Annotated in this window: 12 protein-coding genes; 3 read left to right on the top strand and 9 right to left on the bottom strand. The window is 67.7% G+C overall.

Features of this window, described 5'->3' with window-relative positions; all coding sequences use genetic code 11:
- Window positions 1–43 precede the first annotated feature (43 nt).
- Entirely contained in the window at window positions 44–1,195 is a 1,152-nt protein-coding gene (locus tag ACQPW1_RS38860) for an RNA-guided endonuclease InsQ/TnpB family protein (RefSeq protein ID WP_433657737.1), read from the top strand.
- Window positions 1,196–1,277: 82 nt separating this feature from the next.
- Here ACQPW1_RS38860 and ACQPW1_RS38855 read toward each other — a convergent pair whose 3' ends face one another.
- The 7 genes from ACQPW1_RS38855 to ACQPW1_RS38825 form a co-directional block, all read right to left on the bottom strand.
- A complete protein-coding gene (locus ACQPW1_RS38855) occupies window positions 1,278–2,279 on the bottom strand; it encodes a proline racemase family protein (protein ID WP_433657735.1) in 1,002 nt (333 codons plus the stop codon).
- Window positions 2,279–3,703, bottom strand: coding sequence for an FAD-dependent oxidoreductase (locus ACQPW1_RS38850; RefSeq protein WP_433657733.1), 1,425 nt, complete (start codon window positions 3,701–3,703; stop codon window positions 2,279–2,281). The genes ACQPW1_RS38855 and ACQPW1_RS38850 overlap by 1 nt, the downstream gene beginning before the upstream one ends.
- Entirely contained in the window at window positions 3,703–4,014 is a 312-nt protein-coding gene (locus ACQPW1_RS38845; RefSeq protein WP_433657731.1) for a (2Fe-2S)-binding protein, read from the bottom strand. The genes ACQPW1_RS38850 and ACQPW1_RS38845 overlap by 1 nt, the downstream gene beginning before the upstream one ends.
- Window positions 4,011–5,231: an NAD(P)/FAD-dependent oxidoreductase gene (locus ACQPW1_RS38840; protein WP_433657729.1), complete on the bottom strand. Its 1,221-nt coding sequence runs from the start codon at window positions 5,229–5,231 to the stop codon at window positions 4,011–4,013. Before ACQPW1_RS38840 ends, ACQPW1_RS38845 begins: the two co-directional genes overlap by 4 nt.
- Window positions 5,228–6,700 (bottom strand): aldehyde dehydrogenase family protein, encoded by a 1,473-nt coding sequence (locus tag ACQPW1_RS38835; RefSeq protein ID WP_433657727.1) that lies wholly within the window; start codon window positions 6,698–6,700, stop codon window positions 5,228–5,230. Before ACQPW1_RS38835 ends, ACQPW1_RS38840 begins: the two co-directional genes overlap by 4 nt.
- A 44-nt stretch (window positions 6,701–6,744) precedes the next feature.
- Complete coding sequence (locus ACQPW1_RS38830) at window positions 6,745–7,656, bottom strand: dihydrodipicolinate synthase family protein (RefSeq protein WP_433657725.1); 912 nt, start codon at window positions 7,654–7,656, stop codon at window positions 6,745–6,747.
- A gap of 263 nt (window positions 7,657–7,919) precedes the next feature.
- Window positions 7,920–9,398 carry an alpha/beta fold hydrolase gene (locus ACQPW1_RS38825; RefSeq protein ID WP_433657723.1) on the bottom strand — a complete coding sequence of 493 codons (1,479 nt, stop codon included), beginning with the start codon at window positions 9,396–9,398 and terminating at the stop codon, window positions 7,920–7,922.
- A gap of 201 nt (window positions 9,399–9,599) precedes the next feature.
- Between ACQPW1_RS38825 and ACQPW1_RS38820 the strand changes: the two genes are divergently transcribed.
- Together ACQPW1_RS38820 and ACQPW1_RS38815 are read left to right on the top strand one after the other, a co-directional pair.
- A complete protein-coding gene (locus ACQPW1_RS38820) occupies window positions 9,600–10,307 on the top strand; it encodes a response regulator transcription factor (protein ID WP_433657721.1) in 708 nt (235 codons plus the stop codon).
- A complete protein-coding gene (locus tag ACQPW1_RS38815) occupies window positions 10,307–11,626 on the top strand; it encodes a HAMP domain-containing sensor histidine kinase (RefSeq protein ID WP_433657719.1) in 1,320 nt (439 codons plus the stop codon). The genes ACQPW1_RS38820 and ACQPW1_RS38815 overlap by 1 nt, the downstream gene beginning before the upstream one ends.
- A 5-nt stretch (window positions 11,627–11,631) precedes the next feature.
- Here the strand turns inward: ACQPW1_RS38815 and ACQPW1_RS38810 are convergent, their stop codons facing one another.
- Complete coding sequence (locus tag ACQPW1_RS38810) at window positions 11,632–12,384, bottom strand: SAM-dependent methyltransferase (protein ID WP_433657717.1); 753 nt, start codon at window positions 12,382–12,384, stop codon at window positions 11,632–11,634.
- Window positions 12,385–12,539: 155 nt separating this feature from the next.
- The gene (locus ACQPW1_RS38805) at window positions 12,540–13,580 is read right to left on the bottom strand and encodes a hypothetical protein (RefSeq protein ID WP_433657715.1); all 1,041 of its coding nucleotides are present in this window, start codon (window positions 13,578–13,580) and stop codon (window positions 12,540–12,542) included.
- Window positions 13,581–13,633 lie beyond the last annotated feature (53 nt).

The following is a 13,633-nucleotide window of genomic DNA, read 5'->3' as shown; positions in this document are numbered from 1 at the left end:
TGGGTCATGTGGTTTGTCGGTAGTGCCGGTTAGGTTGTCGGGTGTGCATGAGGTGGTGCGGTATAGCTATCGTCTGCGTCCTGGTGTGCAGGCAGAGCGGGCGCTCGTTGCAGAGTGGAGTCGGTGCCGTTTTCTGTGGAATGAGGCTGTGTATCAGCAGAAGTCGAGTGCCCGTTTGACCTTTGGCAAGCTGGGAAAGTTGCTGACCGAGGCGCGTGGGCGGACGGGGTGGTTGCGGGAGGGCTCGCAGGTCGCCCAGCAACAAACGCTGCGTACTTATGCGAAAGCCCTCGAGGATTCGTTCAAGGTGAAGGGGCGGGGTCGTCCCGCGTTCAAACCACGGAAGAAGGCGCTGCCGTCGCTGGAGTACACCGTGCGGGGGTTCAGCATCCGCGACGGCAGGCTGATTCTGCCTAAGGGGGTGAGTATTCCGGTGGTGTGGTCGCGGGAGTTGCCGTCGGAGCCGACGTCGGTCCGTGTCACTCGGGATAGTTTGGGGCATTGGTATGCCTCGTTTGTTGTCCGGCGTGAGATTGAAGCTGTGCCGACGGCTGAGGGTGGCATCGGTGTCGACTGGGGTGTGCGCACGACAGCCACGACCACCGATGCCGAGTTCGATCTGCCGTTTCGGGGATATCGGATGCGGTGTGCTGCGGAACTGGCGAAAGCGCAACGCCGCATGGCGCGTCGGCGTGGTGGCAAGGGGTGCCCGCAGTCCGGTGGCTATACGCGGGCGACTCGCCACGCTGCGAAGCTGCTCAAGAAAGCGGCACGGCAAACCGAGCATGATTCGCGGGTGTGGGCGAAACGTGTTGTCGCCGAGCATGGGTTGATCGCGGTGGAGGATTTCCGGCCGAAGTTTCTGGCCAAGTCCACGATGGCCCGTAAAGCCGCGGACGCCGCGATCGGTTGTGCGAAGGATGAGTTGATCGAGCGTGGTGTGCGGGCTGGCCGGAGGGTGGTGTTGGTTCAGCCCGCCTATACGTCGATGACGTGCAGTGATTGTTTCGCGAGAGCCAAGCGACTGGAACTGCGCGAGCGGACCTTCCGATGCTCTGCCTGCGGTTACACCGCTGGTCGAGATCGGAACGCAGCCAGGGTGATTCTGGCTGTGGCAGAACGCGGCCACAACAGTGTCGACGACGTCGGACAAGTGAGTCACCTCCCTCGGGTGGGTGGTTCGGTTGCGGTCTGAGCTGTGAATCTCCTGTCTTCAGGAAGGGGAAGCGTTAATGACGGGGCCTTTCGCGGTGGAGCGGTGGAGCGGGTGGTGATGGTCAGAAGATGAAGCCCTCGGGGAAGGGGTCGGTGGGGTCGAGGAGATAGTTGGCGGTGCCGGTGAGCCAGGCTCGGCCGGTGATGGTCGGGACGATCGCGGGGCGGTCGCCGACGGTGGTGGTTTCCACGGCGCGCGCGTAGAAGGTGGTGCCGATGAACGAATCGTTCTGCAGCACTTGGTCATCGGTGAGGAAGCCGCGGGCGTGCTGGCGGGCGAGGAGTGCGGAGGTGCCGGTGCCGCAGGGGGAGCGGTCGAACCAGCCGGGGTGGATGGCCATCGCGTGGCGGGTGTGCGCGGGTTCGGAGGCGGGGTCGAGGAACAGGACGTGTTTGCATCCGGCGATGCGCTCGTCCTCGAGATGCACCGGGCGTCGTAATTCGTTGATGGACGCCATGATTCGCAGGCCCGCATCGAGGATGCGGTCCTTGTGCGCGCGGTCGAACGGCAGGCCGAGCTTGCCGAGGTCGACGATGGCATAGAAGTTGCCGCCGTAGGCCATGTCGTAGCGCACCGTGCCGAGACCGGGGACCTCGACCTCGTTGTCCAGGCTGTCGCAGTAGGCGGGCACGTTGCGGAGGGTGACCGAATCGGCGTGGCCGCCGCTGACCGCGACCGTGGCGACGACGCGTCCGGCGGGGGTGTCGAGCCGGATCTCGGTGACCGGCTCGGTGACCGGCACCATGCCCGCCTCGACCAAGGCGGTCGCGACACCGATGGTGCCGTGCCCGCACATCGGCAGCAGCCCGCTGACCTCGATGAACAGCACGCCGTAGTGGCCGTCGTCGGTGGTCGCCTGCTGCAGGATCGCGCCGCTCATCGACGCGTGGCCGCGTGGCTCGTTGACCAGCAGCTTGCGCAATCCATCCAGGTGCTCGATGAAGTGGATTCGCTTGGCCGCCATGGTGTCACCGGGAATGGTGCCGACGCCGCCGGTGATCACCCGGGTCGGCATGCCCTCGGTGTGCGTGTCGATCGCGGAGATGATGGTGTTGCTGCGCATCAGGACGGTCCTTCGTTGTCGATTTCGGCGAGTTCACGCAAGCGAACTGGAGCGGCGAGGGGACGCCATGCGGGGGCGGCCGCGGCGAGACCTGTTGTCGTGGTGAGTTCGTCAGCGTGCGGCTTGTCGCGCAATGCTTCGATGTTCGCCGCGCACATGCGGCCTTGGCAGGGGCCGAGTCCGGCGCGGGTGGCCAGCTTGGCGGAGCGATAGCCGTCGCCCGCGGCGCTGGACCAGGCGGTGGTCAGCTCGCCGCAGGTGGTGCCCTCGCAGCGGCAGATGACAGTGTCGGGCCGGGACCAGGCGAGCACGCCGGGCCGGATCGGGTGCGCGGCCGCGAGGCGGGCGACGAACTGCTCGGCCGTGCGGTGGCGGGCTTGCAGGGCCCGGTCCGCGGCGGCGCCTGCCGCGGCCAGACCGGCGACGGTGCCCTCGATCGCAGCGACCTGTGATCCGCCGATACCGGTGATTTCTCCTGCGGCCCATACGCATTCGGCGCTGGTCTGCTGGTTGTCGTCGACCGCTACGAAACCGTCGGCGGTCAGCTTCGCTCCGGCGGCGACCGCGAGCTCGTGCTGCGGTGTGAAGCCGTGTGAGACCGCGACCGCGTCCACCGGCACCGTGGTGTGGCTGCCGGGGATCGGCGTCCAGTTCTCGTCGAGGCGCGCGATGGTGGCTTCTTCCACTCGGCCGTCACCGGCCACCGCGACCACCGCGTGTGCGGTGCGCAGCGGAATCCGGTGCCGCACAACGCATGCCACGTATTCGATCAGCTCCAGGGCTTTACCCGCGCTGTGCCGTAGTTCCCACGGTCGAGCGGTCCAGTGCCGGAAGATCTTTCGACCAGGGTTGGCCTCGAGCACTGCCCGCACCTGGGCGCCGCTGTCGGCCAGCGATTGTGCGACCGGCAGTAGGAACGGACCGGTGCCGGAGACCAGTACGGACTGACCCACCAGCAGACGCTGTGTCTTCGCGAGAGTCTGTGCGGCACCGGCGGTATAGACGCCCGGCAGATCCCAACCGGGAAACGGGCACACCCGGTCGTAGGCGCCGGTGGCGAGAACCAGTGCGTCGCCCTGCACTACGCGGTGTTCTCGCCGGTCACCCTCCGCGCCGATCAGCAAACGGACTGCGGGGCAACCACCTTCGAGATGGCGCTCGATCTGATAGACAGCCGCCCAGGGCAGGTACTCGCAGCGCGGGTGCTCGATCAGCAGGCGCGCGCGGCGCGCGGCCGCGGCGTATCCGTGCCCGATGCCGAGCGGCTGACGGACTCCGTACGCCGCCGGGATGCGCCGGTTGTATTGACCACCGAGTGCCTCGTTCGAGTCGACCACTGTCACCGTCGCGCCATGCCGCAGCGCGGATTCGGCGGCCGCGGTACCCGCCGGGCCACCGCCGATCACCACTACATGCCTGGTCATTACGGGCCTCCCGCTAGCCGGGACTGGGTGGTGACGTTGTCGCCATCGCGGGCCGGGCGTCGGCACAGCCGAACATCCGGCACGCCGTTGACGGTGGCGACGCAGTCGAAACACACACCGATGCCGCAGAACACGCCCCGCGGACCACCGGTGGGCGCGGTCCGCCAGTGCGAACGACCGTCGGCGAGCAGCACTGTCGCGAGCGTCTGACCGTGCACGCCCGGAACCGGAGTGCCGTCGACGGTGACCGTCAGCGGCTTGTCGCGGCGGCCGACCGGATCGGCATCCGGTCGAATCAGGTGCGGCCTCATCGGGAAACCTTCTCGGTGCTCGGTTCAATAGGACAGGTGATGACGGCGGGGCGGTCGACGGCGAAGGCCGCGATGTCGATCTCGTCGACCTGCCCGGCCAGCGCGGACGAAATCAGTTGGGCGGTACCGACGGACAGGCCGATGCCTGCTCCCTCATGCCCGGTCGCGTGCCACAGGCCGGGCAGCCGCGGGTCGGGGCCGATCACCGGGAGATGATCGTCCACGTAAGGCCGGAATCCGCCGTACGCTCGCATGATCGCGACGTCGGCGAGGATCGGACACAGCCGCAACGCCTTTCGGGCGATGGCGGCGAGGCTGTCGGGGCGGATCCGGTCGTCGAAGCCGCATTGGCGACGCGACGAGCCGAGCAGCAGCGGGCCGCCTCTGGTCGATTCGACCACCGCCGATGATTGCAGAGCCGCATCCGAGCTGCCGACTGCGCCAACGTAATCCGCGTCGTAGACCTTGTGGAACACCGTCGGTGGCATGGGAGCGGTGATGAGCACGTCACCACGTCGAGGCTTGATCGCGATCGGTGCGCCGAGCAGGTCCGACACCGCACCCGACCACGGGCCCGCCGCATTGATCACGACGTCGGCATGCCGTGGTCCGCGGGTGGTCTGCACACCGATCAGTCGGCCGCCCTGGATCAGCGGCGCGGTTACCTCGCAACGGGTTTCGACGACCGCGCCCGCCGCGATGGCCGACCCGAGCAGAGCGGTGGCGGCACCGGCCGGTTGTACCTGCGCGTCCTCGGGGTAGTACACGGCCGCGCACACGTCGCGGGTGAGTGCGGGCTCGGCCGCGGCCAACTGGTCCGCGTCGAGGTGCTCGCACCGCACCCCGGCATCGCGCTGACCGCTGGCGAACGCGGTCAGCGCGATGGCGCCCGCGTCGGTGGTGGCAACGACTAGGCCGCCCTTGGGTTCCCATTCGACGGCCGCCGCGTTCCCGGCCAGCCGCTCGACGACGACCGGCCACAGTCGCCGTGACAACTGGGCGAGCGCCAACTCGGGCCCCGGCCCCTTGTCCGAGACGAGCACATTGCCTTCGCCGTGCGCGGTGGTGCCGGAGGCGACCCCGCCCCGCTCACAGACGCGGACCGAGGCACCGTCCAGGATGAGCCGGTCCGCGAGTGCGCATCCGATCATGCCGCCACCGATGATCAGGACATCGGTTCCCCGCAGGGAGGTGGCGCGGAGCAGGGCTCCGGTCATTGCGCGCGTGCTCCGTTCACCGATCGCGGCACGGAAAGCGGTTTGTCCGTGCGCAATTCGAGCGGCAGCAGTTCCTCGGGCACCGACTGGTACGTCACCGGACGCAGGAAACGGGAAATCGACGCGGTACCAACGGAGGTCGTAGTCGGAGCCGTGGTCGCCGGGTAGGGCCCGCCGTGCTGCTGCGCGTAGGTCACCGAGAGTCCGGTGGGCCAGCTGTTCCACAGCACCCGCCCGGCCGCAGCCACCGCGGCGGCGGTCAGCGCGCGGGCGGTGTCGTCGACGCGGTCACCGAAGATGGAGACCGTCAGCTGCCCGCCTACCGAGCGGGCCAGCTCGAGCAACTCGTCGGTATTCCGGTAGCTGACCAGAAGCGTTGCCGGACCGAACATCTCGTGCAGCAGTGCGTCGCGATCGGACAACACCGTGCGCGCCGTGGTGGCGAGCAACAGTGCCTCGCCCGGTCCGCCACCCGCGAGCAGTTCGACGTTCGGGTGTGCGCGTACGTGCTCGACGGAACGGGTGAACCCGGCGGCGATCTCCTCGTTGAGCATCTCCCCGGTGGGCACCGGACGGCTCCGGATCAGCTCGGCCAGCTCGCTGAAAACCGTTGCCTCCTCGGGTATTGCGACGAGACCCGGCTTGGTACACAGCTGACCCGCGCTCGCACTGACCGCCGTCAGCAGTCCGGACGCGATCTCCGCTGCCCGGGTCCGCGCGGCCTCGGCGGTGACGAAGACCGGGTTGATGGAACCGAGTTCCCCGTAGAACGGGATCGGTACCGGACGACGGGACGCCAGGTCGTACAGCGCGCGCCCACCCGCCGTGGAACCGGTGAACGCCGCCGCGGTGACGGAGGGGTGAGTGAGTACCTGCACCCCGGCATCGCGACCGAAGACGAGCCCGAAAGCCCCACTCGGAGCGCTGCATTCGGCAAGCGTCTCGTCCACCAGCCGTCCGACCGCACGCGAGAGCACGGGATGTCCCGGGCTGACTTTGACGATCACCGGACAACCCGCCGCGAACGCGGCGGCCGTGTCGCCACCCGCCACCGAGAACGCGAACGGGAAGTTGCTCGCCGCGAAGTTGACCACCGGGCCGAGCGCGACATTCATCCGCCGCAGATCCGGCCGCGGCGCACCCATCGGCCATCCAGCGTCCGCGGTGTCGATGCGCACGTCGAGGAAGTCGCCGTCGAGCACGGTCTGCGCGAACAGCCGCAACTGGAAGGTGGTGCGCTTCAGCTCGCCGACCAGCCGCGGTTCGGACAGGTGCGTCTCCCGCATCGCCAGCGGGATCAGCTCGGCGGCGTGCGCGTCGAGCCGGTCGGCGACGCCGCGCAGCACCCGAGCCCGATCCGTCAGTGCCATCGCTGCCCAGGGTGTTGCGGCCGCCGCAGCCGCGACGGCAATGGCATCGACCTCCTCGGTCGTCGTATCGCGCTCGGATTCGACCGTGCTTTCGGTCATCGCCAACTCCTCGTCTTTCGTGTGCACCCGGCTCTACCGACTGCCTACCGGTAGCCCTTGGCGAGCACATCACGGGTGTCCTCGGTGATCTTCGCGATCAGCTCCGGCGCCAACGGAACCCGCGGCGGGCGGCACTTCCCACCCGGCCGGCCCGCCAGATCCATGGACAGCTTGATCGCGTGCACGAACTGCGGCTTCGAGTCCCAGCGCAGCAGCTTGTGCAACTCGCGGTACAGCGGAAGCGCCTTGTCCAGATCCCGGTTGATCGAGGCGTTGTACAGCTCGACCGTCGCCCTGGGGATCGCGTTCGGGTACCCGGACACCCAGCCGACCGCACCCGCGATGCCGAGTTCCAAGACCACGTCGTCCGAGCCGACGAGAACGTCGAGTTCGGGCGCGAGTTCTTTGATCTCGTAGAAGCGCCGCACGTCGCCGGTGAACTCCTTGACGCCGACGATCAGCCCCTCGCCGTGCAGTTCGGCCAGGATGTCGGGGGTCAGGTCGATCCGGGTATCGAACGGATTGTTGTAGGCCACGATCGGCACGCCCACCTCGGCCACCGTGCGGTAGTGATCGAGGATCGAGTCCCGCCCGCCGCGATAGGTGTTCGGCGGCAACAGCATCACGGCCTGCGCCCCGGCCTCGGCGGCCTGCGCGGCCCACTTGCGCGCCTGCAACGCCCCGTACGCCGCGATGCCCGGCATCACGGTGAACCCGTCCGGCGCCGCCGCGACGGCCGTCGTCACCACCCTGGCCCGCTCCTCGTCGTCAAGGGTCTGGTATTCGCCGAGCGACCCGTTCGGGCTCACCCCGTGGCAGCCGTTGGCGGCCAGCCACTGCACGTGCTGAGCGTAGGCGTCGTAGTCGACCGAGTAGTCCTCAGCGAACGGCAGCGTGGTCGCGACCAGGATCCCGTGCCAGGGCTTGGTCACGGCTGAGGTGATCGGTTCGGACATGTGAAGCCTCCATCTGCGCGATTGTCCGGACCAACCATCAGTCCGGATGTCATGTGACGTGTGACATTGCACAAGATAACCAAGTGATGGCAGTCACGCAAGAGGGGAGGAGTGACTGGGGACACAGAGGATCTGTTCGCAAAAGCGACCAGCCCCGACGGCAGCGCTTGTCGTCCACTGTCGAGTGAACAGCGTTGCGGCTGTTCGACTTTCGATCAGCGCGCGCTGTGTCGGGGCTGGGCGTTACTTCAGTCGGGTGCTGTTCAGCGGGGGACCGGGGTCACCGCGATTGGTGGGATGGACTCGACACAGGAGGTCGAGCCGGTGGCACCGGTGCGGACGAATCGGGACACGATATCGGCGATGCAGCCGCTGGGCTCCAGGTCGGGGACGTGGCCGGTGTTGGGGACGGAGAGGAAGGTGGCGTTCGGGAAGCCGGCGGCCACCCGCTTGCCGTTGGCGTCCGGGGTGATGGCGTCGAGGTCGCCGGACATGACCAGGACCGGAACGTTCGGCAGCGCGCTGACCGGTCGGCCGGGTTGCGAGCGGGTGACGCCCGGCCACTGGATGCACGCGTCACCGCCGTCGCGCTGACCCGCACTGAATCCTTCGGCACTGAAGGCGCCGACGCCATCCGGTCCGGCCGAGGCGAGCCCGGACTGGTACTGCTGAACCCGTTCTGGCAGCGGCGACTGCCGGTTCCAGAGGTTGGGGTAATCGTTGCAGGCGACCGTCATGAAGAGGTCGATGTTCTCGGCGGTCGGCTCGGCGCCGGCCTGCTCGGCCCACTGCCGCAACCCGGTGTCGTCGCCGTTGGCCGCACCGTGCAGGGCGGCGGGTAGCGCGCCCATCAGGGTCGGCTGGGTCGGATCGGCGCCGACGTTGGTACTGGCCACCTCGAAGACGAGGGTGGCGAGCTTGCTTTCACTGAGCTGCAAGGGATTCCGGCCGGCGATGGTGAGCGGCTGGGCGGCCAGACGCTGCGCCACCGTGCGCAGGTCGGCGACGGCGGTCGCGCCGTCACAGGCCCGGCTGCGGTCGCAGATCCGTTGCAGCGCAAGCGATACCGCTTCGGCATTGGGTCGCGACAGCAGGTCGAACTCGGGCGGGTAGGCGCCGGACAGCACGATGGACTGCACGGTGTCGGGGTGGCGTTCGGCGTAGATCGGCATCAGGTAGGTGCCGTAGGAGATGCCGTAGAGCACCAGTTTGGGAATGCCGAGCCGGGCGCGGATCGCGTCGAAGTCGTCGGCGGTCGCGGCCGAGGTGTAGCCGGCCGCGCGCGGACCGAGCTGTTCGGCGCATCGAGCGACCGTCTGCTGCTGGTATTCGCGGGTGCCGAGCTCGTAGCCCGCCTCGTCCGCGCCGCAATCCAAGGGGCTGGACAGGCCGGTGCCGCGCGGGTCGATGAGCAGCAGGTCGTGATCGTCGAGCAGCTGCGCGGACAGCTGGGTGGCCTGCGCGGCATGGTCGATCAGTGGGACGCCGGGTCCGCCCGGGTTCGGTGCGATCGTGCCCGCGGCAGGCGCGTCCAGATTGCCGCGCCGGATGAGCGCGTAACTCACTGCGACGGTGCCTAATTCGGGGTTGTCGGCGATCAGTGGCCGGGACTGCACGCCGCAATCGACCTGATGTCCCGGCACGGTCGGGCACCAGTCGGGGCCGGCCGGCTTGCTCTCACCGCACGCCGTGACCAGAGTCGTGGCGGCGAGCGCGGCTACCAGACATGCGACTGCCCGCATTCCTTTGCGCATCCTCGAAATCCCTTTCCTCAGTGCAACTCCCGCATTCAGCGAGGTATTGAGGAGAATCCTGGGCGGTCGAGGTCAACGGTCTGCGAGGGCAACGACAGAATCACGTAAGAATCCACGGTAAGTGATAGCGGTCACGAAGTGCACCGCCTGATACCTGCGAACTCGCTACTCACCAGCAACAATGTCAGCGTGACCACACCGAACTCGTCCGCACCCGCCGCGTCGGTGCTCGTCGTCGAGGACGACCCGCACGTGCGCAGCACCCTCGATCAGCTGCTGCGTTTCGAGGGCTACACCGTGCACCTGGCCGCGGACGGACAGCAGGCGCTGGAGATGCTGGCGGAAATACAGCCGGACATGGCCGTGGTCGACGTGGTCATGCCGCGCCTGGATGGACTGTCGCTGTGCAGGTTGCTGCGCCGCCGCGGCGATCGGCTGCCGATCCTGGTACTCACCGCGCGCCACCAGATCGGTGATCGCGTCGCCGGGCTGGACGCAGGGGCCGACGACTACCTGCCCAAGCCGTTCGCGACGGACGAACTGCTCGCTCGGCTGCGTGCGCTGCTGCGGCGCAGCACCCTGGACGAGGAGGACAGCGAGGTGCTGTCCGTCGGGGATCTGACGTTGCATCCGGCGACCCGCGAGGTGTTCCGCGGGGATCGGGCGATCGAGCTCACCAAGACCGAATTCGACGTGCTCGAGCTGCTGCTGCGCAATGCGCGAATCGTGTTGACCCGCAGCCGGATCTACGAACACATCTGGGGTTACGACTTCGACACCGACTCCCGTTCGCTCGACGTGTACATCGGCTATCTGCGCCGGAAGACCGAGCAGGAGGGCGAATCCCGGTTGATTCACACCGTCCGCAATGTCGGTTACGCCGTTCGGCCCGCGTGATGCTGCGCGCCAGGATCACCCTCGTCGTCATCGTCGCCGTGGTGGCGGCGATCGTCGTCACGCTCGCGACGTCGTATCGCGGGGTCAGCGAGCTGGTCGGTAATCAGATCGACCGCAGCCTCAACGACCGGGTCGATGCCGTCATCGCCGTGCTGCCCGCGGTGTTGCCCGAGCGGGCCGACACCATCGAGCAGCTGCTGTTCGCCGACGGCACCGCGCACCCGTTGGTGCCGGGGCGGATGTCGCTTCCGGTCGCCGAGGCGGATCATGCGGTAGCCCGAACCGGTAGCGGCACAGCCGAATACAACCTCGACCTGGACGGTGAGCCCTACGGGATCCTCACCAAGCCGCGCCCCGGCGGTGGTGCGGTGATGGTGGCGCAGCGGTACCACGAGCCGGAACGGATCGACAACGAATTCCTTTGGCGCACCGGCGGTATCACCGCGATCGCGGTGGCGCTGTCGGCGTTGCTGAGCTGGCTGGCGATCGGCCGCATCCTGCGACCGGTTCGCCGCTTGCTCGCCGCCACCGAGCACATCAGCTCCACCCAGGACCTGTCGGTCCCGCTGCCACCCACCGGCCGCGACGAAATCGGCAGGCTCACCGGCAGTTTCGATACCATGCTCACCGCCCTTCGCCGCTCCCGTGCTCAGCAACATCGGCTTGTTCAGGACGCCAGCCACGAGCTGCGTACCCCGCTGACTTCCATCCGCGGCAGCGCGGAACTCCTACAGCGCGCCCGTGGCCGACTGGGACCCGAGGACGAAACCCAGGTGCTCAACACCCTCGTGCAGGAGTCCGCCGCGCTCGACGACCTGGTCGCCGAACTCGTCGAGCTCGCCACCGACCAGCACACCGCCGAGGAACCCACCGTGCTCGATCTGCCGACGCTGGCCGAGGACTGCGCGCAACGGTTCCGCCACCGCAGCGGCCGCACCATCACCGTCACCGCGGACAACCCCGTTCCGGTACTGGCCCGGCCGCGGGCACTCGCGCGCTGCGTCGACAATCTGCTGAGCAATGCCATCAAGTTCAGCCCGCCGGACACCCCTGTCGACGTGCACATTCACCACACCGAATTGACGGTGCGCGACCAGGGCCCCGGCATCGCTCCCGACGACACCGCCGCCATCTTCGATCGGTTCTATCGCGCAGCGAACACCCAGGGCACACCGGGATCCGGGCTCGGTCTCGCCATCGTCGGTGACATCATCACCGCACACCACGGCACGGTTTTCGCCGAGCCCGGCCCCGGCGCGCGCATCGGTTTCCGGCTCCCGCCCAGGGAGTCGCCGGACGGGCGCCGACGCCGAAGTTGAGGGGTCTAGCCGGCCTTTCGGCCGATGCCGCCGTAGATCACCAGTCGGGTGGCAGGCAGATCGCCATCGAGCCAGTCTTGCGCGGGCACAATGCCGGGGTCGATGAGGTCGAAGCCGTCGAAGTACGCCGTCGTCTCTTCCCGAGTCCGGTACACGACCTGGGACGGGGAGTTGTTGGTGTCCTCTTGCGACTGGCCGATGAAGTCCGGATGCGTGTCGCCGGAGGCGTGCGTGATCGCGAGGAAACTGCCCGGCGCCATCACGTCGCGGAACTCGGCGAGAATCCCGGCCGGGTCTTCCTCGTCCATCACGTAGTGGAGTACGCCGATGATCAGCAGGGCGACCGGCTCGTTGAAGTCGATGAGCCCGCCGACTTTCAAGCGGGTGATGATGTCGTCCGGCTGCCGGATATCGGCCTGCAACGCCTCCACGCCGGGGGAGCGCGCCAGCAGTGCGTCGCAGTGCGTGTACACGATCGGGTCGTTGTCGATGTAGACCACGCGCGCCGACGGCTCGATCTTGCGGGCCGTCTCGTGCACGTTGGGTGAGGTCGGGATGCCCGCGCCTAGATCGATGAACTGCCGGACGCCCGCGTCGGCGGCCATCTCGACCGCTTTCACCAGGAACTGGCGGATGAACCACGCCAGGGTCTTGGTGTCGGGGGCGATGGCCAGCATGCGGTGCGCGACCGCGCGGTCGATGTCGTAGTTGTCTTTGCCGCCGAGCATGTAGTCATAGATCCGGGCCGAGCTCGGCACGGTGGGATTGAGTCCTGGTGCTCGCTCTATGCCAGATGCTCGGTCTATGCCAGACAAGGTGTCCTCCCGATCCTCGACCACAATCGTAGCGATCTTCCCGGCTGGATGTTGTGCCATGCCACAGTGGCGCAGACGCGCCGACGCTCACTTACGAATCACCCTTTTGCAGCAAGTGTATTCGCTCGCGCCATCAGCGCGTCGGCCACCCGGCGTGGGCGGCGGCCGAGACCGCATGCGGTGGCGACGCCGTCGACCGGTCGGCCCAGCGCCTGCTCGATGACCTGCAGTGTTTGCAGCTGCTGCGCCTCGGCGGGGCTTTCGTGCACCAGGCCCGCGTAGAAGGCGGTGCCCGCGCCGAGCGCCAAACCCTTAAGGGGCGCATAGAATTTCGTCTTCGCGGTCGGCGGGATGTCGCCGGCCGCGAACGGTGCGTGCAGGTAGGTCAGGGTGCGATCCGTCGGCCAGTGCCGGACTATCGCATTGGCCAGATCAACGAATGGCCGAACATTGCGCAGCGTGGCGCGGGCCTTGTTGTTCATGCTGCCGAGGCACAGGTGGACCCCGAAGCGGGTGCCCGCCGGGGACGCCGCGGCCACTCCGGCGATTCCGCGCCCCAATCCCAATGCCAGGTCGACGAGTTTGTGCAGTGGCTGGGTCTTGGCCATCAGCACCAATTCAGCGGTCGCTTCGAGCTGTATGACGACGTCGTCGCCCGCCAATTCACGGATCGCGACGATGTCGCGGACCGTTGCGTCGGTGAACGCCTTTTTGTTTCGCAGCACACCGCCGGCACCCATCGCGACGAATGCCATCGTGAAATCGGTTGCCATCCCGATCTGCAGCGCGACGCCGGTGAATTCCCGCTCCGCGCGCAGTGTCTCGAATACCGGCACCGCTTCCTCGGCCTCACGCAGATACCCGAGATCCATCATGTCGCCGGTGAGCTTCTTGCCGCCCGCCGGTCGATAAATGGTCCGGTCCCGGCTCGTGTTCCACTGTCCGGGTTTCTTCGATTCCAGTGCGCCCTGCGCAACGAGATTCTCGATGATGGGACGGATGTAGAACTCATAGCGCCGGGTCTCACCAGTGGGCAGCGTCCGTAGTTGGGTACTCGTGCTGTCCAACATCGCTCGCATCGCGGCGTCGGTGCTCTCTGCTGGAAAACTGCCGACGTAGTGCACCGCTCGCGTACCCATGGGTCGGATACTAGACCGACGGTTTGCGGCGCGCGATCCTCCGGGCTGTTCGG

Source organism: Nocardia sp. CA-128927 (genome assembly GCF_050955855.1).
Taxonomy (GTDB): domain Bacteria; phylum Actinomycetota; class Actinomycetes; order Mycobacteriales; family Mycobacteriaceae; genus Nocardia.
This window is presented reverse-complemented; position numbering and strand designations above follow the sequence as displayed.